Origin of the sequence: Pseudoalteromonas sp. SWYJZ12 (assembly GCF_015864395.1) — a bacterium.
Classification (GTDB): Bacteria; Pseudomonadota; Gammaproteobacteria; order Enterobacterales; family Alteromonadaceae; genus Pseudoalteromonas; species Pseudoalteromonas arctica.
In genome coordinates, this window is record NZ_JADYXH010000027.1 from 1 (window position 1) to 18,325 (window position 18,325).

Consider the following 18,325-nt stretch of genomic DNA (forward strand, 5'->3'; position numbering starts at 1 on the left):
GGTTGGGTACGAGCTCACTGTCTTCCCGATGTGACAAGTGCTAGCTAAACACTCATCAAGAAGAGATACAAGGTTGGGTTGAGTGACACGAAACCCAACTGTTCGCCAATGCAATGAGCACACCAAAAGCTAGTTATATGTAGTGTTTATTGTAGGCGAACAGCTTGCTGGCGCGCCGGGCGGTAGCCTGAAAGTTAAATACAACATAAAACCTCATTCAGGTTTTTATCGTGCTGGCGACAGCGGCAAAGGTATACTGACGCTTATATCCCCTGAGCTTTCCCTGTACCACCGAGCATCACATTACTCCCTTCAAATATTGATAGATGTGAAAGTAAATGGTGAAGATAAGATACCAATGCGTGAAATTACTCATCAACTACCTATTTTCATGTCGCGATGTCGGGAAAATTGTTAAACGTGAAATTTATGTTTTAGTTTGGCAAGAAATAAGACCTGACTCTGAGGGATGGGATGCAAAATCTAGCCCAGCAGGTTTTGCAAATTAAATAAATAAGCGCTAACTCAGAAGCTTAGTTTAGAATGATGATATTTCTCCTCAATTGACTTGTGGTATCTGTCAATTTAAAGTGGGATTAAATACTATCCCTTAATTCAAAGGTTCTGCAATGGAACAGGCGGAAATAAAAGCGACTCTAGAGGATGCGGTAAAAAACGATACCTTACTTAAGGTTTTAAATGACTTGGATTTCAGAGATATTCGTAATAAAGATAGTTTAATAGCTGAAGAGTTGGCGTATCTCCACAATAATCAAATCTTGGATCTGAATGAGCAATTACTAAAGCTAACAAATCAAGAAAATAATTATAACTCTTCAAGTCTGACATTTGCCTATTGTTCTGTATTGCCCAAACTTGATACTACTGTGATTGATGTTGTTAATGTATTCGTTCACTTAAAAGATGAAGAATTAGTTTATGGCGATTATGAACAAGCCTATTTTTTGTTTTGCCAGCAAAATTTAGATCGTTGTAAAGCTGGTTTAAGTTTTATATTAGAGCAACCGGAAAATAGTTATCCTTTATTAGCTAATACAATAATGGCTGCTGCGAAACTCGACTCTTCATGGGTAATAGAACAACTTTCGACGTTGATCAAGCACGAAAGTGCGGGTATACGATTACAGATATATTCGGCTATAGGTCGGGTCTCATTGAATGATTTAGATATGCCATCAGTTCGTCTAAAGCTATTAGAAAGCGCTTTAAATATTGAAACAGGTAGTTCTGAAAAATCTGAAATTTTTCGCTCAGCTTTTCTTATTGCGAAACAAACTCCCATATTATGGCCTCAAGCCCAGTTATTGTTTGAACAATGTCTTCAGAAATATGAACACTTGGTAATACAAGAAGCTTCATACCTAGCAGCTTTTAATGGACAAGATCTTCCTGATAACGTCGTTACATTTCTAATACCTTATTTCAAAAATACAACGCCAGCTCAATCTAAAACACTAGATCACTTGTCCTATTTTATTAGAAATGAAATTAATGGTGAGAAATGTTCTTTAGTAGAAGATTTACTTGAAACCCTACTTATAAAAAATAATGAGCTTAAAGTTAGTGATTTTCAGCACCTAGATCATGAGCTTGTGAATGAGCGAAATTCAGATTTTTTAAATAGAATAGTTACAAAATGGCTTTTAATAGGAGATGTTCAACTGTGTTGTGCGTTGCATGATGTAATTACTAAAGGTGATAGATACTTGATTGAACTCTCAATTGATGAATCAGTTTTACCGCTTACAGATAGTGAGTTTTTATTTATGATTAAAAAAGCTGTTGGCTGGCTTTTTTATAGTCCAATCGCTGTTGTCAGCTTTTTACTCTCAATTATTTCCCATACGACGGCGGATACAAAAAAACAAATAATTAGATTGATTTATGATCCATTACTTCTAAGTTATACGGAAAAAGTAAAAGAATTTCTGACAAAAATACAAGAGAGTGCGGACAGCGATATTTTGGTTGTTATCGACCAACTTTTATCTGAATTAGATAGCTATAATGCAAATTTTAAAGGCATAAATAAGATCAAAGAATTAAAAGCGCCTCAAAAAGAAGTTCACCTTTACTGGCGAGATTTTGAAGTGAAAATGTCTCAAAGTATGAATGAAGCACGGAAAGGTTCTATAGTTAATTTAATTGCTACAACACAAACTATTTTATATGGTAATGACGTAGTCACACCTTCAATTTTAGGAAGTAAAAGTCAACGAATGAAGAATACGCTGCACTCGTTTTCGCAAAAAATAGACATTCCCAAAATGACTGTAGTTGATCCTGAAGGTTTAGAAATGATGCTAAGGGTGTTTCGTTATGAGAGGTTCATAAATGAAAAAGATGCTTAAGGAGTATTTAGCTTCATTAAAGGAAAGAGATGAACTTGATGTTATTTTACCTGATTTGTTGAGTCAGATGGGTTTAAATGTATTTATAAAGCCTTCTCGAGGGTTCAAAGAATACGGCGTAGATATCGCTGCTGTAGGTAGTATAAATGGTGACGTTGATAAAGTTTATCTATTCTCAGTTAAAGAAAAAAACCTAACACGCAGTACTTGGATAGGTGATTCACCGCAATCGCTGCGTTGGTCACTAGATGAAATACAAGACTCGTTTATAGAAAGCCGAATTCCTCTTGAACACAAGGCTAAGCCTGTTGTTATTTGCTTGTGCTTTGGTGGTCATATCATTACAGGTGTAAGGCAGGACGTTACAGGTTATATTAGAAAACATACAAATGAAGATCTATCTTTTGAAGAATGGAATGGCGATAAGTTATCAAGCCTAATTCTTGAATATATGTTCACTGAAGCACTCCTCCCCGTTGGTTGGCAGCCTTTACTTCATAAGTCAATTGCGCTTATTGATGAACCAGTAGAATCTAGAAAATACTTCAGTATATTACTGCAATTTATTTTTGATAAAGATAAGAAACAAGCCTCCACTATTAAATCCATCAATCAAGTGAATTTAGCTTTGTGGTTGATATTTAGTCAACATAGAGAACAAGATAGCTTAGAGGCTTCTTATCAACTAGCAGAATACTCTTTACTTGTCACATGGGACTCAATTAAAGATAACCTTAATCAAAAGTCCATCCGTAATGCATTTGAAGGGCTTTTACATACCTATCATACGATCACCGAGGCGTATTTTGAAAAAGTGATATTTCCATTTGTAGATAAAAGACATGCAATATCACATTTAATCTCTGCACCATGTTCAATAAGCATTAATCTAAAATTATTTGATATTTTAGGTCGCTTAGCTCTTAGGGGGCAATGGTTGTTATTTAATCTGACGGAATTGTATAAAAAAGATATCTCGAAAAAATACGAGAGTGAAGAATTTGAAATACTGCAAAACAAACTAAGTAAAGTAAAAAGAGCAATAAATCATTTAGTTGTTAATAACCCTTTATTGCTTTCACCCTATAAAGATGATCAGGCGATAGACTTGGTATTAGCTCTTCACCTTTTATACCAAAGCAGTCAAGATGATGTCTTCGCAAAAAGTTGGTTGGATGCCATCATTGATCGTGTTACTTACTCTTATGAGTTTAATGGTATGTATCCCACAAACCTGCATGCATATGAGCAATTACTAGAGCATCGTAATAAAGAAAAAATGGATATTGTTTATAAAGAGTCAATGACAAAAGCGAGTATTCTTTATCCCGCTTTAACTTTGTTCTGCAATTTGTACGATATGCCTGACTTAGCAGAAATATTAGAAGAGTTTTGCAATAAAAGCTTGAAGCACTGTACTCTTCAATATTGGTATCCAAATGAAACTTCTGAGGAGTATTTTTTTTCAGGTACTAACCAGCATGGAGTGGCAACGACTAACTTTCCAATAAATGGTGTGGCTGCTGTAAAGCACGTAAAAGAAGAGTGTAAGCATTCTAATTTTTTTTGGGAGCTTTCAGCCGTAAAGCAGGGCTATACACCATTGGCTTTAGTCGCTTGTCGACATTATCGCTACCCTACGCCATTTAATTTATTATTTCCTGAGATGAAATAAATCTACATTTGCGAGCCTCTTCTGTATAGCGTGAATTCTCTTTAAGCTAGGTGATAATTTACTATTTAAATTATCACCATCCCAAACCACCCAAGCCCCACACTGTCTAACCCCAGCACCCGCATGTTTAAGTGCAATAATCTGCCCTTTGCCGTTATGCGCCATAGCGAGCATATCACCCGTATTTATATTACTTTCAACCGCGTGTTTACCTTTTAAATCATTCAACAGTGACTGCTTAATTTGCACGAGCATTTCATCATTACAGCTGGCTATGTACCAGTCGTTATCTACCTTCACTAGAGTGCCGTATTCTATGTGGCGTTGTTGGTGGCGGCGTAAATCGTTAGCTAATTGACTATCAAGTGCGTGTTTTTGCTCGTTTATGGAGCTTGCGTAGCTACCTGCTTGATTTATTTCGTGTGTTTTTATAAATGAATAGTCGTGAATGTCTATAGTGTTAAATACGCTGTTAAGCACGGTTTTAGGCGTGGTATTTATGCTGTTGTTATTATCAAACACAATAAAGGCGAACACACCCAGTGCGCAGGCAAGGCTGGTTAGCTGTAGCGTAAAGCCGAACTTTTTAGGCTTTGTGTGCGTGGCTTTATTAAGTAGCGCTTTTTGCTGATCGCTTGTAAGTGTTGTGCGCGCTTTTCGCTCTTTGTAGTGTTGTGTGAGCTTTTGATCAAACGGCTCATCAGGCTTGTTCATTGTTTGCTCCTAATAAACGTTTAAGGTTTTGCTTGGCATAGCGCAGCCTTGTTTTAATGGTCTCAAGGCTGCTTTGCGTTATAAGTTCTATGTCGGTGAGCGAAAAGCCTTCTTGTTGTAATGTAATGGCTTCGCGCTGTACAAAGCTGAGTTGTTTTAGGGCGGCGTCGAACGCTTTATAACTTATGTTTGAGCTGCCTATATTCAAGTTATCTATATGCGAGTTTCCACTAGTTAAGTCGTTTTCGCTTTTATCATTTTGTGCTGCTAAATGCGTGTTTTCGTCAAGCTCTACAAAGTGCTGTTGCCTGCGGTATTCGTCAATGAGTGTGTTGCGGGCAAGTTTAAATAACCACGCTTTGGGTGTGGTTTGCGCTTGGTAAAGGTGGCGTTTTTCGATTACTTTTAGCCATGTTTGTTGGCTTACGTCGTATGCTAAATGGGTATTAGATTGCGTAACAAGGTAGTGGTATAAGTCGTTACTGTAGAGGGCAATAAGCTGCTCTAAGTAACGATTGTCGCCACTTTTTGCATAACTTGCCATGCAGTCCTTGCTTGGCGTTTCAAATAACCATGACTTAATACTTAGTAGCATAGGCGTTTAGTCCGTTAAATAGAGTTATCTAATTTAAAATCGAGCTGTACAGTTTGACCTGTTTGTAATTGTGCCACACCTTCAATTACTTTGGGGCGATATTTCCAGCGTTTAATTGCTCTTATTGCTTCGCGATCAAAGGTACGTTTTGGCTCGGCGTTAATAACTACTGGGTCGATTACTTCCCCCGTTGGCGAAATACTAAAGCTTAGTTGCACCCAACCTTCAATACCATCGCGCGCTGCTGTGGTTGGGTATTTAGGGTTAATGCGCACTATGGGTGTTGCATCCCCTGTTGGGCGATTAATGGTGTTGTTAATGTCGCCACCAAAATCGTCAATTGTAATCGGCGTAAAGTCGCTAATTGCCAACACAGGATCGGCTGATGTATCAAGCGGTGGAGCTTTTTGCGGCACTTTAGGGATTGGCGGTGGCGGCTGTATTTTTTGTATATGCCTTAGCTTTGAATCCTCAGGGAGGTGAAAAATCTCTACTATAATATCGTCCCCTGGTTTAACCGGTGCGCGTTGCTCGCCACTTATTAAGTATTGCATAAACGCAAAAGCTGCAAAGGTCATTGCGGCGCCGCCGATAACGGCAGTCGATGTTTTAATAAATACTGGGTTGTTAGGTACTTCAAGTGTGTGCATAAGCCGCTCCAAGTTTTATTGACCACTACAATTAGGGTGTTTCCAAAGCTATAACGGGTGGCAAATCAAAAAGGGGTGAAATAATTTTATAAAAAATGTGGGGTTTAGTTACAATAGCCATTCGCATTCTTTTACTTATTAACTTTTTAGGCTGTTATGCAACTCATTGAAATAAATAAAGCACGTTACCGTAAACATTTAAACCGTGTTATTGCAGGATGTGGTATTGGTTTGGCGGTAGGCAGCTTGGCTATATCGCAAACGCTGATTGCTTTATTTCCTGATGAAAGTGGTAGCCACTTTCATTGGAACTTAATAGGCGTTGCTATTACTAGCGTTGGGCTTGCGTGGTTACTTCATAAATATCGTACACATACGTTTATGACAGAAGTTGTTTATGTGTGGGAGCTTAAAAAAGCACTTAATAAAATAACCCGTAAAATGGCTAAGTTAAAAGCCGCTGGCCGTGAAGGTAATGCCGATGCGTTATTAGCGATTCATTATAGCTACGCGGGCTCTCGGTTATTGTGGCAGTTAGACGATAACCTAATCACTATGGACGATTTAGCCATTAAACAAGCTGAGCTTGAATCTGTTGCAGCGCAACATAACGTAACGCTTAACGTTGAAGATTACGAAGAAAGTATTTTAAAACAGTTTTAAAACAGTTTTAAAACATAGGTTTTTAAATTAGTTAGAGGAGCCTTAATGAAAAAAGTACTCATAGTTTGTTTAGGTAATATTTGCCGCTCGCCAACTGCAGAGGCGGTATTAAAAGCCCGTGCTAAAAAGCTAGGCGTTAACGTTAAAGTGGATTCGGCAGGGACTATTGGTTACCACGAAGGTAAAACGCCTGATAGTCGCTCAATGGCTGCAGGCGAAAAACGTGGTTATAGCTTTAAAGGTATTTATTCGCGTAAAGTACGTACAAGCGACTTTACTGAGTTTGATTTAATTTTAGCGGCCGATACGCAAAATTTAGCTGATTTAACAGCGCAATGCCCTGAGCATTTACGCTATAAGCTGGCGCTATTTTTAGAATATGGCGAGCAAGCCCAAAGCGCTATTCCCGATCCTTATTACGGCGGCGATGATGGCTTTGAAAATGTGCTCGATTTAATAGAAGCGGCTAGCGATAAAATACTCGCTAAAATTTAATCCCTATTTTATTACTAAAGCTAAATTTAACGAGCTTTTTGTCGTATTGCATGATGTTCCTAAAGTAAGTACATTTTATGCTTACTCAAAGGGAACTTTATGAAAATAAAAATATTACTACTCACTTTATCTATCGCTTCTTGTTCTACTTTTGCTAACGATGTTAGTTTTTCGATTGGGGGTGGCTACCCTTACTTAGTTATTCCTGAAGTGTCTTTGTCGGCTAACGACGACACACAACGCTGGTATGCAAACTATAAACTAGGCCTTGATGATGGATTTTCTGCCGGTTTTGAACAAGCAGTAAGCGATAATAAAAAGCATGCATTTGGCGTACTTGTGGGCGCTATTGGTGCAAGAGATACAGACCAAGAGTGTGAAAGTTCAACTAATGATGTAGCAACTGACTTTGCGAATACGCTAGGTTGTGTAATTGGCGGTATTTTTGATGAAGAAACAACAAACGGCATAGGGCTTACGTACAGTTATAACTTTAACGGGTTGAACAGTGCTGGTTTTAGATTAGAGCTAGATGTGGGCTATGGCAAAACAAGCGACAGCAACGAAGAAAGAGCTGATGGCGGTATTAGCGTAAGTTATGAATTTTAACTACGTGAGTTTTGTATTAGTTAGTTTTAAAAAAGGCGCAAAGCGCCTTTTTTAATGAGCCGCTTTTAGTGACGGTTAATTTTAAAGTCGAGTTGTACCTGAGAAATAGCGCTAACGGGTTTACCATTTTCGAACTTTGGTGCGTAACGCCATTGCTCAACAGCTGCTTGGGCTGACTTTTCAAATGCGTTGCCACCTTCAGAACTAAGCACTTTTAGGTTTTTTACAAAGCCTGCGGTGTCTACCTCAAACTCCATAACAACGCTACCATCGGTACTAAATCGGGCTTTATGCGCTGGATATTTAGGATTAACACGATAGAGTGGTGTTTGCTCTTGTGATTCTTTCCATGGCACCATTTGAGCGATAGCTAGGCAATGTTTAGTTGCTTCTTCGCTTTTACCTTGTTTTTCGTACAGACCTACAAGTTTTGAGTGAGCAGTTAGCTCAGCACTGTGATCAAAGCTTAAGTTATCGTCAAATGCCGTAACTATATTATTTAAGCGCTCAATTGCTCGGTTATATTTTTTGCTACCTTCGGCAAATGAGGCTATTAAAAAATTGGCTTTAATTTGCTCTACCGAGCTACTCGGAATATTTTCACGGTAGTATTCGTCGGCTTCTTCTAGGTAGTTTTTAGCTTCACGGTATTTTTTGTGGCTATGCTTTTTAGCCAATAGCGTTGCCGCTTCTAGTTTCATGTCGGCTACAAACTTAGGATTATTTTGTGTTTTAGCTATTTCAATTACTTGTTCTAAAAAGTTAGCTGCTTGATATGCCGATGTTGTGTAGTTAGCTTGGCCGAGCAGTGCATCTACTGTTTCTATTGATTGTTTGCCGTGGTTTGCAGCTAAAATAGTATGGGCTTCGTTATAAAGGGTATAAAGCTGCTCGTTTAGCTCATCGCCGTAGCCTTTAATGGCTTTTGCGTAGTTAATAGCTAAGTTAGCGGTGTTATCTGAGCTTTCGCCATAAACAGTTTTACCCGATGTGTAAGCAAGCTTGGCAGTTTGTTGTACGTTTTTGTTTGCTTTAACTGCTGCTAAATAGCTTTGATATGCCTGGCTAAATACTGTTTGAGGATCGTTTACTTGGCTTGCAAGTGCTGTAGTGCTTAAAGTTGTTGCGCTTAAAACAGACAAACTTAAGCCTGTAAATAAAGCGAGTTGCTGACGTTTCATAATAATCCCTATTAACTTTTAAATTGAAACTAGGTTGACGTAATTACAATCGTTTTCTTATTAATTATAATTTTTGACTGAATGGTAAAACTACTTAAAGGCGTTCAAAATACAGTTCAGCTTGAGTTGTTGCATTTACAGGTTTTCCATTTTTAAACTTTGGAGCGTAACGCCATTGTTTAACAGCGGCTATCGCTGATTTTTCAAACGCTTTAGAACCTTCAGAACTAATAACCTTAGGATTTTTCACAAAGCCATGGGTATCAACAGTAATCTCTAATATAACTATTACATGACTTTTATATTCTCCGCGAGGGTATATAGGATCGATTATATAGAGTGGATTTTGCTCTGAGGTATTTTCCCACTGCGTATTTTTAGCAAAGGCTAAGGCGTGTTTAGTCGCTTTATCGCTTTCATCTTGTTTTTCATATAGCTGAACTAAGCCTACATGCGCATTAAGCTCAAAGCTTTGATCTAAATTTTTATATTTATCAAATAAGCCAACTATACGGTTTAGCCTTTTAGTTGCTTTGTCGTAATCTTTACGGCCACTCTCAAATGAAACCATTAAAAGGTCAGACTTTATACGCTCTACTGCATTATCAGGTAGCTGGGCTTGGTAATATTTATCTGCATCTTGAGCGTATATTTTCGCTAAAGAGTATTCGCTATGGCTAAACCTATAAAGTAATGTTTCTGCAGCTTCAAATTGCATGTTGGCGACAAGGCCTGGGTTATTTTGTAATTCAGCGATTTTAATGAGTTGCTTAAAGTTTTTGACTGCGATGTGTGATTTATTGGTATGAGTGGCTTTGGCTAGTAGCGTATCCATAGTCTCTATTGAGTTTTCACCATAGTTTTTAACTAAAATACGGTGGGCCTGTGAATACAAATCAAACCGTTTCTCTTCATTGCCATTCCCTATAACCATAATGTTCTTTGAAGTATAATTATTGATGGCTTCGGCGTAGTTAATAGCAAGCTTTGCTGTTTCATTGCTATTTTCTCCATATAGAGCGAGCCCTTTTTGATAGGCAAGTTGTGCTTCTTTTTCAGCTTGTTCTTTGGCTGCAACAAATGCTGAGTCAGTTTCTTCGGCGTTTGCAGATACAACTTGAATGCTATTTACTTGGTTTGCGAAAGTGGAGTTAGCAAAGGCTAATAAGCTTAATCCTATCGATATGGCGAGCTGTTGGTGCTTCATAATAATCCCTATTATTTATTAGCCCATAAAATTACCAAAACTATCAAGGCCTGTCATTATTTTAGGTAAATTAAAGTAAACAAGCGAGGTTGTAATATTCGGGTTATTAATTGCTTAACAATCATTGAAAATAACGCCTGTCGTCGCCATATAATTGCCATAAACAGTCTTGTACTACGGTGTATTTATCCTATTTTGTGATATTATCACTTTATTGTCGTGTCGTAGTTATTTAAATATTTGGATTTGTCGTGGCGCAAGTAAGAGCAAGAGTCCAGCTTAATGTTGGCAGAAATAGTGATATCCCTGCAGAAATAATCTCATTTACTGATTTAAAAGATGGTAAAGAACATATTGCTATGGTGTTTAACAACGCTGATACAGAGCAAGATGTACCGCTTATTCGTATGCATTCTGAGTGTTTAACAGGCGATGTATTTTACTCATCGCGTTGTGATTGCGGCGAGCAGCTAAATGAATGTATTGAAATGATGCACGAGCAAGGCGGTATTTTATTGTATTTACGCCAAGAAGGTCGTGGCATTGGTTTATACAACAAAATTGATGCTTACGTATTGCAATCGCAAGGTATGAACACCTACGAAGCTAATAATCATTTAGGCTTTGCTGATGATTTACGTGATTTTTCGGATGCGGTGTTAATGCTTAATGCGCTTAATTTAAGCCACGTTAAATTAATGACCAATAATCCTAAAAAGCTTAACGCATTAAAAGATGCCGGTATTAATGTTGACTCGGTTGTGGGCACGCATGCGCACATTAAAGCGGGTGTTGCGGGTAATAAATCGTACCTAGAAACAAAAATTAAGCATGGCGCGCATATGTTAGATATTAAGAAAATTAAAAAACCTTAATCATTTAATTACGTTTCGTCTATTAATACCCCCTCACGCCAAGTTATACTTGGCGTGTTTCGTTTTAAATTAAGAGCAAGTATGTCTACACAATTACGAATTTTTAAAGCCGATGCAGGGCTAAAGTGGTTAAAAGCTGGATGGCTTATTTTTAAAACCCAGCCAGCAACCTTTATTTTTATGCATTTATTTATTGGTATTGTAGGGCTGCTGTCTTTATTTTTACCGCTGCTGCAAGTAGTAGCAGCACTAGCTACGCCATTTTTAACCGCAGGGTTTTACCAAGCGGTGCTTAGTAAGCAGCAGGGCGGAAAAATTATGCTAGCCGATATTCTCAAGCCATTTACGGCTAAGGGAAATCGTTTAGGGTTATTGCGTTTAGCACTTTATCAGATGGGTGCGGGCATTTTAATGGCGTTACTTGCTAATGGCTTATTTGCCGATGCAGTAGCTGTTATGAGCCAACCAGGACTTGATCCAAATGTAGCACTTGAACAAATGCTTGAGAGTATTTCGGGCGCGAATGTCATTTTGTTTTTTATGGCAATGCTAATTTATTTAACGGCGTTTGCTTACGCTGTACCGCTTGTTTATTTTAGTAAAGAAACACGTATTTTAACGGCGCTTAAAAAATCGTTAATGGTGTTTTATCATAACATTTTGCCACTTGGCGTTTTTGGCCTTATTTGCGCATTATTTATGGCGCTTTCGATGTTCTTATCGTTCTTACCACTGTTGATTTTAATGCCGATTTGCTACATTAGCTTTTTTGTATCTTATCAAGCCATTTTTATGCCTGTTGTACCACCAAGTGACGACATTAATGTTAAGCCACTTAGCAGTGAAACAAGCGGGCGTTTTGACGCTTAATGGATGATAAATTAAAGCAAAAACTAAAAAACTATGTACTTTGGTTACTAGGGCGCCAAGAATATTCGCGTCGAGAGTTAACGCTCAAATTACAGCAAAAAGAAGCGACAGAAGAGTTTATTGAAACGCTGCTTGATTGGTGCGAAAAGCATAATTTTATTAACGAGCAGCGATACTGTGAAGGCTTTGTAAGAAAACACATATTTAAATGCCACGGGCTTAAGCGAATACAAAGCGAAGCTATGGGCAAAGGGATTGATCGTTCGCTACTTGAATTGGTAGTTGAAGAGCTTGAAGTAGATTGGTTTGAGCTTGCGCAGGATGCGTACAATAAAAAATATTCGAATACACCGGCCGATCTCGATTACAAAGATAAAGCTAAGCGCGTGCGCTACTTAATGTATCGGGGTTTTAGCTACGATGAAATTAATTTTGCAATGCAAGCACAGTAAATACAGGTGAGACTTTCAAATGCAGCACATGACTACCGCACAAATTAGGCAACAGTTTTTAGACTTTTTTGCCAGCAAGCAACATCAAATAGTACCTTCTAGCTCGCTTATACCGGGTAACGATGCCACGTTGTTATTTAACAATGCCGGCATGGTGCAATTTAAAGATGTATTTTTAGGCGCAGAAAGCCGCCCTTATACACGTGCGACAAGCTCGCAGCGCTGTGTACGTGCTGGCGGTAAGCATAACGATTTAGAAAACGTAGGCTACACTGCTCGCCACCATACATTTTTTGAAATGTTAGGTAACTTCAGCTTTGGTGATTACTTTAAGCAAGACGCGATTAAGTTTGCATGGGAGTTTTTAACTGAGGTAGTAAGCCTACCTAAAGAGAAACTTTTAGTAACTATTTATCACGATGATGAAGAAGCGTTTGGTTACTGGGCTAACGAAATTGGCTTGCCAGAGGATCGTATTATTCGTATTGCGACCTCAGACAACTTTTGGTCTATGGGTGATACTGGTCCGTGTGGTCCGTGTTCTGAAATATTTTATGATCACGGCGAGCATATTTGGGGCGGTCCTCCGGGTTCTCCTGAGGAAGACGGCGACCGTTTCATCGAAATTTGGAACCTTGTATTTATGCAATACAACCGTCAAAGCGACGGTACAATGTTGCCTCTACCTAAGCAATCTGTTGATACGGGAATGGGCCTTGAGCGTATTTCTGCTATTTTGCAGGGCGTGCATTCAAACTACGAAATCGATTTATTCCAAGGCTTAATTGCTGCTGCTGCAAGTGTTACTAATGCACAAGACATGGACGATAAGTCACTACGCGTAGTGGCCGATCATATTCGTTCGTGTGCGTTTTTAATCTCAGACGGTGTTATGCCATCTAACGAAGGTCGTGGTTATGTACTGCGCCGTATTATTCGTCGTGCTGTGCGCCACGGTAACAAGTTAGGTGCACAAGGTTCGTTTTTCTATAAATTAGTTGCTGCGCTAATTGAGCAAATGGGTCAAGCGTACCCTGAGCTTGCTAAGCAACAAGAAATTATTGAAAAAGTATTACGCATTGAAGAAGAACAGTTTGGTAAAACACTTGAACGTGGCTTAGCTATTTTAGAAGAAAGCTTAAGCGACCTTAAAGGCGATATTATACCGGGCGACTTAGTATTTAAACTTTATGATACGTATGGTTTCCCAGCTGATTTAACGGCCGATGTTGCGCGTGAGCGCGAGATGACGATTGATCATCAGGGCTTTGAAGAATGTATGGCTGTACAACGTAAAACAGCGCAACAAGCGGGTAAGTTTGGTGCAGATTACAATGACCAATTAAAATCAGATAAACACACTGACTTTAAAGGTTACGACAGCACACATTATAGCGCGACCGTTATTGAAATTTTTGCCGGTGGCGAAGCTGTTCAGTTATTAGAAGATGGTCAACAAGGTATTGTAGTACTAGACCGCACACCGTTTTACGCTGAATCAGGCGGCCAAACGGGTGACACGGGTACTATTACAGTTGCTGGTGGCGAATTTAATGTTACTAATACCACTAAGCTTGGTAATGCTTTTGCTCACCACGGTACTGTACAAGGCCGTATTGGTGTTAATGACAAAGTTGACGCAACAATTGATGATACGCGCCGCGACAGCATTAAGAAAAACCACACAGCTACGCATATTTTACACGAAGCACTACGCCAATTATTAGGCGACCATGTAGGCCAAAAAGGCTCACTTGTTCAGCCAGATCGTTTACGTTTTGACTTTTCGCATTTTGAAGCAGTTACTAAAGATGAGCTACGTGAAATTGAGCGTGTAGTTAATGACGAAATTCGTCGTAACTTTGCACTTAATACTGAGCTTATGGCTATTGATGATGCTAAAGCGAAAGGTGCTATGGCATTGTTTGGCGAAAAGTACGATGACGAAGTACGTGTAGTTACTATTGGCGACTACTCTATTGAGCTTTGTGGTGGTACTCACGTTGAGCGCGCTGGCGATATTGGTTTATTCAAAATTGTATCTGAAAGCGGTATTGCCGCAGGTGTTCGCCGTATTGAGGCCGTAACTGGTGCAGATGCTGTAGCGTACGTTAGCGAGCAAGAGCAACAACTTAGCGATGTTGCAGCTTTAGTTAAAGGCGATAGCGCATCGGTACTTGAAAAAGTAACTGCGTTGCTTGAAAAATCTAAAGGCCTTGAAAAGCAAATTGCACAACTTAGCGATAAGCTCGCAAGTGCAGCGGGCGCGTCTTTACTTGATTCGATTGTTGAAATTAATGGCGTTAAGCTACTTGTAGCAAACGTTGAAGGTACTGAATCTAAAGCGCTTCGCGGTATGGTTGATGACCTTAAAAACAAGATTGGCTCAGGTGTTATTGCACTGGGTGTTGCCAGTGGCGACAAAGTAAGCCTAATTGCCGGTGTAACTAAAGACTTAACAGGTAAAGTAAAAGCCGGTGAGTTAGTTAACCACATGGCAGGCCAAGTAGGTGGTAAAGGCGGTGGTCGTCCAGATATGGCACAAGCCGGTGGTAGTGAGCCACAAAACCTTGCTGCTGCACTAGATAGCGTTACAGCTTGGTTAACTGAGCGTACTTAAGCCTAAGTGGCGCTTATTGTTCAAAAATTCGGTGGCACTTCGGTCGGCTCAATAGAGCGAATTGAAGCAGTCGCCGACCTTGTTGTTAAAACCAGACAACAAGGACATCAAGTGGTTGTGGTTCTCTCTGCTATGTCGGGAGAAACCAACCGCTTAATTAACCTCGCCAAACAAATTGATACTCGCCCGAGTAGCCGTGAACTAGACGTACTTATTAGCACCGGAGAGCAGGTTTCTGTATCACTGCTTGCTATGGCTATTATCAAACGTGGTCATTCAGCTGTAAGCTTATTAGCTGATCAAGTCAATATTCTAACCGACAACATGTTTGGTAAAGCTCGTATTGCTGAGGTTGCTGCTACGCGCTTAAAGCATGAGCTTGAGCATAATCGTATTGCTATTATTGCTGGGTTTCAGGGACGTGATATTGAGGGCAATATTACAACGCTTGGACGCGGCGGCACCGATACATCGGCTGTAGAAATAGCAGCGGCTATAAATGCCGACGAATGCCAGATCTATACAGACGTTGACGGCGTATATACTACAGATCCTCGTGTTGAACCTAACGCGCGCAGAATGAGCCAAGTTACTTTTGCCGAAATGCTGGAGCTGGCAAGTTTAGGCGCAAAAGTTTTGCATATTCGCTCGGTAGAAGCTGCAGGTAGACACAATGTGCCACTTAGGGTGCTTTCTAGTTTTAATCCTGATGAAGGCACATTAATAAGTTTTGAGGAGAACGATATGCCAAGCAAGGTGGTATCGGGGATTGCGTTTAATCGTGACGAATGTTTAATTAAAGTAGATGGTGTGCCAAGCGGTACGCAATATCTTTCAAAAATATTGAAACTTTTTGCTGATAATGGCATCGAAATAGATATGATTAATCAAGTTAATCATATCTTTGAAAAAATAGACTATGCTTTTACTGTGCACTCGAATGATTATCTGCAAGCACTTGAATTATTGAGCGAAGATCAAGCTCAACTCAGTGCTCAAAATATAAGCGGATTACCAACAGTCGCTAAAGTTTCTGCTGTTGGAATGGGTATGAAATCGCATTCTGGTGTAGCAAGTTTATTTTTTGATGCATTAGCGCAGGAAAATATTAATGTGGTTTTAGTCTCGACTTCTGAGATCAAAATTTCAGTTTTAATAGATGAAAAGTACCTAGAGTTGGCAGTTCGTGCATTACACAAAGCATTTTTAACAGAAAATGGATAGATTGAGAGTTTTTACTTACTTTTCAGTCTAATTTTCATTAGTATGTTTAAGCGGAATCTTATAATTTTTATTGGAACATGGGAGCAAGAGAATGCTAATACTAACTCGTAGAGTAGGTGAAACCCTAATGATTGGTGACGAAGTAACAGTTACTGTTCTAGGTGTTAAAGGAAATCAAGTTCGAATCGGTGTTAATGCACCAAAAGACGTATCAGTGCATCGTGAAGAGATTTACATGCGCATACAAGCTGAAAAGTCGAACCCTAATCCGGGCAATGCTTAATCAACACGTATACGTAGTTGAGTAATTAACTCAACTAGTCAAAAAGCCACTCACTGAGTGGCTTTTTTGTTTATAAAGGCGAGTATTTCTGGGGTTAGTATTTGTTTTGAAATGTACTGCATTCCGCTTTTATTTTTAATAATAATACCTTGCTGAGTATCTATTACTTCGCTTATGTCTTGCCAAGTTAGCTGAAAGCTTTTGTAATGATTAGCCGATTTAATGCCTTCCTCATCAAAGGTAAGTGTTACCTCAGAGCCTGACGCTCTGCTGAGCATTTGTCTGGTTACCCACCAAGGTCTGCGATAGTAAAAAGCGACGCACTCTAGTACACCTAGCATGATCATAAACGATCCTAAGTAATGATCGTTTAAAACATAAATGCCAAATAAACCAAGCGCAACGAGGAGTACAAGTAAAAAGTACTTAGGTTTGGCGCGCTTACTGTAGGGGAGTGACTCATCAAAGCACTCGTAAAAGTAAGGTTTATCTAGTGTGTAGGTTGTTGTAAATGCCATATTGCCTTGCTTTAAATATCGTTTTTTTTATTTTAACAAGCTAACCGCTAAATGAGCAGCTTTATAGTCAGTGATTTTATTACAGACACAAAAAAACGGCCCTAAGGCCGTTTTTTAGCGATACAAGAAGAATTAACAGTTAGTTTCTTCAGCGTTTACGCCTTCTTTAACATTTTCACATGCATCTTCTACTTTGTTTTGCACGTCAGTTACTGCTTCGTCAATACGTTCGCCTGCGTCTTCTGCATGATTGTCTTCACAACCCATGATGAAGAAACTTGCGAATAGACCGATTAGTGCTGCTTTTACAGTTGTTGAATTCATAATGTAATTCCTTGTAAGTATTAATTAAATTTTAGTGTTTGTTAGTTGAATGCTTTATCTACCTGGGTGATTTACCACGTAGTGCACCTGAAACTAATGAGATCACTAAAAGTACTAAAAATATAAAAAATATAATTTTTGCTATACCAGCTGCGGCACCTGCGATGCCACCAAAACCTAACACTGCAGCGATTAAAGCAATAACTAAAAATGTAATTGTCCAGCGTAACATTGTTTTCTCCTTGGTTATCAAATTTGCTCACAATAACTAATGCCAGTTATATGCCAAAGTTTATTTTTGTTTTATATCAGATAGTTATGGTTTTTAACTGTGTTTTTAGTTATTAGTTAGTTAGTAATTTTTACGCTTTGTTATGTAAGTTATTCACACTGTTACAAGTTACCGGTAAATATTCACTAAAAATAATGTTTTTGGTAAGACCAATTAACAATTGATGTGTGTTTTTGTACTTATTATAAAATTTGGCGGTTATTTTTATTAAGTTGAATAGTTAATTAACAACTTCCATATAACTATTAGCTATAGTCGTTATTTTCTGTATGTATTGTAGGGCGCATGATTGCTGGGTTATGGCATGTAAATTTGTTGAGTGTTATGTTGTTTATAGTTTAATTGGTTTTACCAATTTACAAGATGTAGACAAAGCGACTAGTTTTGTTATTATCCAGTGAATAAATATTTAATTAAATCGATTTTTTATTTTCGATATGGGTTTCAAGGGGGAGAAAAATGGATATAGGTGCTCTACTCACAACGGCTGGTAGCTTAATGCTAACTGGTATGGTTGGGGTGTTTGTATTTCTGTCGATATTAATTGGTGCAGTAACGCTTATGTCTAATTTGGTGACGCGCTATAGCGAACCAGAGGCATCACCAGCTAAATCACCGTCTTTTAAATCTCAAGGTGTGCCTAATGAGCACATCGCTGCTATTAGTGCTGCCATTGCTCAGTACAAATCAAATAATAAATAAGGGG

General features: G+C 38.8%; 20 protein-coding genes and 1 pseudogene. 13 read left to right on the forward strand and 8 right to left on the reverse strand.

Annotated features, from left to right (window positions below; all coding sequences use genetic code 11):
• The first annotated feature begins 142 nt into the window (after nucleotides 1-142).
• From I6F42_RS18500 to I6F42_RS18510, 3 genes are all read left to right on the forward strand, one after another.
• Nucleotides 143-418: a hypothetical protein gene (locus I6F42_RS18500; RefSeq protein ID WP_197153016.1), complete on the forward strand. Its 276-nt coding sequence runs from the start codon at nucleotides 143-145 to the stop codon at nucleotides 416-418.
• A 211-nt stretch (nucleotides 419-629) separates the two neighbouring features.
• Nucleotides 630-2,372 carry a hypothetical protein gene (locus I6F42_RS18505; protein WP_197153017.1) on the forward strand — a complete coding sequence of 581 codons (1,743 nt, stop codon included), beginning with the start codon at nucleotides 630-632 and terminating at the stop codon, nucleotides 2,370-2,372.
• The gene (locus I6F42_RS18510; protein ID WP_138489630.1) at nucleotides 2,356-4,047 is read left to right on the forward strand and encodes a hypothetical protein; all 1,692 of its coding nucleotides are present in this window, start codon (nucleotides 2,356-2,358) and stop codon (nucleotides 4,045-4,047) included. Before I6F42_RS18505 ends, I6F42_RS18510 begins: the two co-directional genes overlap by 17 nt.
• A 93-nt stretch (nucleotides 4,048-4,140) precedes the next feature.
• On the opposite strand, the pseudogene I6F42_RS18515 reads toward I6F42_RS18510, so the two are convergent.
• The 3 genes and pseudogenes from I6F42_RS18515 to I6F42_RS18525 all read right to left on the reverse strand — a co-directional run.
• Nucleotides 4,141-4,761 (reverse strand): annotated as a pseudogene (locus tag I6F42_RS18515) (hypothetical protein); the annotation flags it as partial.
• Nucleotides 4,748-5,356, reverse strand: a complete 609-nt coding sequence (locus I6F42_RS18520) for a sigma-70 family RNA polymerase sigma factor (RefSeq protein ID WP_231616402.1) — start codon at nucleotides 5,354-5,356, stop codon at nucleotides 4,748-4,750. The pseudogene I6F42_RS18515 and the gene I6F42_RS18520, both read right to left, overlap by 14 nt.
• Before the next feature lie 14 nt (nucleotides 5,357-5,370).
• Nucleotides 5,371-6,006: an energy transducer TonB gene (locus tag I6F42_RS18525; protein ID WP_197153018.1), complete on the reverse strand. Its 636-nt coding sequence runs from the start codon at nucleotides 6,004-6,006 to the stop codon at nucleotides 5,371-5,373.
• A gap of 156 nt (nucleotides 6,007-6,162) precedes the next feature.
• On the opposite strand from I6F42_RS18525, the gene I6F42_RS18530 reads away from it, so the two are divergent.
• From I6F42_RS18530 to I6F42_RS18540, 3 genes are all read left to right on the forward strand, one after another.
• Entirely contained in the window at nucleotides 6,163-6,669 is a 507-nt protein-coding gene (locus I6F42_RS18530) for a DUF3087 domain-containing protein (RefSeq protein WP_010555494.1), read from the forward strand.
• Between the two features lie 45 nt (nucleotides 6,670-6,714).
• Nucleotides 6,715-7,164, forward strand: coding sequence for a low molecular weight protein-tyrosine-phosphatase (locus I6F42_RS18535; RefSeq protein ID WP_010555493.1), 450 nt, complete (start codon nucleotides 6,715-6,717; stop codon nucleotides 7,162-7,164).
• 99 nt (nucleotides 7,165-7,263) lie between these two features.
• Entirely contained in the window at nucleotides 7,264-7,773 is a 510-nt protein-coding gene (locus I6F42_RS18540) for a hypothetical protein (protein ID WP_010555492.1), read from the forward strand.
• A 65-nt stretch (nucleotides 7,774-7,838) separates the two neighbouring features.
• On the opposite strand, the gene I6F42_RS18545 is transcribed toward I6F42_RS18540, so the two are convergent.
• Both I6F42_RS18545 and I6F42_RS18550 read right to left on the reverse strand, forming a co-directional pair.
• Complete coding sequence (locus I6F42_RS18545; protein WP_197153019.1) at nucleotides 7,839-8,954, reverse strand: TonB family protein; 1,116 nt, start codon at nucleotides 8,952-8,954, stop codon at nucleotides 7,839-7,841.
• A 94-nt stretch (nucleotides 8,955-9,048) separates the two neighbouring features.
• On the reverse strand, nucleotides 9,049-10,161 hold the full coding sequence (locus tag I6F42_RS18550) for a TonB family protein (protein ID WP_197153020.1): 1,113 nt from the start codon (nucleotides 10,159-10,161) through the stop codon (nucleotides 9,049-9,051).
• Between the two features lie 251 nt (nucleotides 10,162-10,412).
• Between I6F42_RS18550 and ribA the strand changes: the two genes are divergently transcribed.
• The 6 genes from ribA (at nucleotide 10,413) to csrA (ending at nucleotide 16,485) form a co-directional block, all read left to right on the forward strand.
• Nucleotides 10,413-11,036: a GTP cyclohydrolase II gene (ribA, locus tag I6F42_RS18555; RefSeq protein ID WP_007583803.1), complete on the forward strand. Its 624-nt coding sequence runs from the start codon at nucleotides 10,413-10,415 to the stop codon at nucleotides 11,034-11,036.
• 81 nt (nucleotides 11,037-11,117) lie between these two features.
• Nucleotides 11,118-11,906: a BPSS1780 family membrane protein gene (locus I6F42_RS18560; protein WP_007378958.1), complete on the forward strand. Its 789-nt coding sequence runs from the start codon at nucleotides 11,118-11,120 to the stop codon at nucleotides 11,904-11,906.
• Nucleotides 11,906-12,358 carry a regulatory protein RecX gene (locus tag I6F42_RS18565; RefSeq protein ID WP_007583805.1) on the forward strand — a complete coding sequence of 151 codons (453 nt, stop codon included), beginning with the start codon at nucleotides 11,906-11,908 and terminating at the stop codon, nucleotides 12,356-12,358. Before I6F42_RS18560 ends, I6F42_RS18565 begins: the two co-directional genes overlap by 1 nt.
• A gap of 19 nt (nucleotides 12,359-12,377) precedes the next feature.
• Nucleotides 12,378-14,978 (forward strand): alanine--tRNA ligase, encoded by a 2,601-nt coding sequence (gene alaS / locus I6F42_RS18570; protein ID WP_197153022.1) that lies wholly within the window; start codon nucleotides 12,378-12,380, stop codon nucleotides 14,976-14,978.
• Between the two features lie 6 nt (nucleotides 14,979-14,984).
• On the forward strand, nucleotides 14,985-16,202 hold the full coding sequence (locus I6F42_RS18575) for an aspartate kinase (protein ID WP_197153024.1): 1,218 nt from the start codon (nucleotides 14,985-14,987) through the stop codon (nucleotides 16,200-16,202).
• A gap of 91 nt (nucleotides 16,203-16,293) precedes the next feature.
• Nucleotides 16,294-16,485 (forward strand): carbon storage regulator CsrA, encoded by a 192-nt coding sequence (gene csrA / locus I6F42_RS18580; RefSeq protein ID WP_004587515.1) that lies wholly within the window; start codon nucleotides 16,294-16,296, stop codon nucleotides 16,483-16,485.
• A 50-nt stretch (nucleotides 16,486-16,535) separates the two neighbouring features.
• Here csrA and I6F42_RS18585 read toward each other — a convergent pair whose 3' ends face one another.
• The 3 genes from I6F42_RS18585 to I6F42_RS18595 all read right to left on the reverse strand — a co-directional run bounded on the left by I6F42_RS18585 (nucleotide 16,536) and on the right by I6F42_RS18595 (nucleotide 17,559).
• A complete protein-coding gene (locus I6F42_RS18585) occupies nucleotides 16,536-17,003 on the reverse strand; it encodes a YcxB family protein (protein ID WP_024608368.1) in 468 nt (155 codons plus the stop codon).
• A 132-nt stretch (nucleotides 17,004-17,135) separates the two neighbouring features.
• The gene (locus I6F42_RS18590; RefSeq protein ID WP_007378921.1) at nucleotides 17,136-17,327 is read right to left on the reverse strand and encodes a hypothetical protein; all 192 of its coding nucleotides are present in this window, start codon (nucleotides 17,325-17,327) and stop codon (nucleotides 17,136-17,138) included.
• A 58-nt stretch (nucleotides 17,328-17,385) separates the two neighbouring features.
• Nucleotides 17,386-17,559 carry a DUF1328 domain-containing protein gene (locus I6F42_RS18595; RefSeq protein ID WP_002961939.1) on the reverse strand — a complete coding sequence of 58 codons (174 nt, stop codon included), beginning with the start codon at nucleotides 17,557-17,559 and terminating at the stop codon, nucleotides 17,386-17,388.
• 519 nt (nucleotides 17,560-18,078) lie between these two features.
• Here I6F42_RS18595 and I6F42_RS18600 point away from each other — a divergent pair.
• Nucleotides 18,079-18,321 (forward strand): OadG family protein, encoded by a 243-nt coding sequence (locus I6F42_RS18600; RefSeq protein WP_007583814.1) that lies wholly within the window; start codon nucleotides 18,079-18,081, stop codon nucleotides 18,319-18,321.
• Nucleotides 18,322-18,325 lie beyond the last annotated feature (4 nt).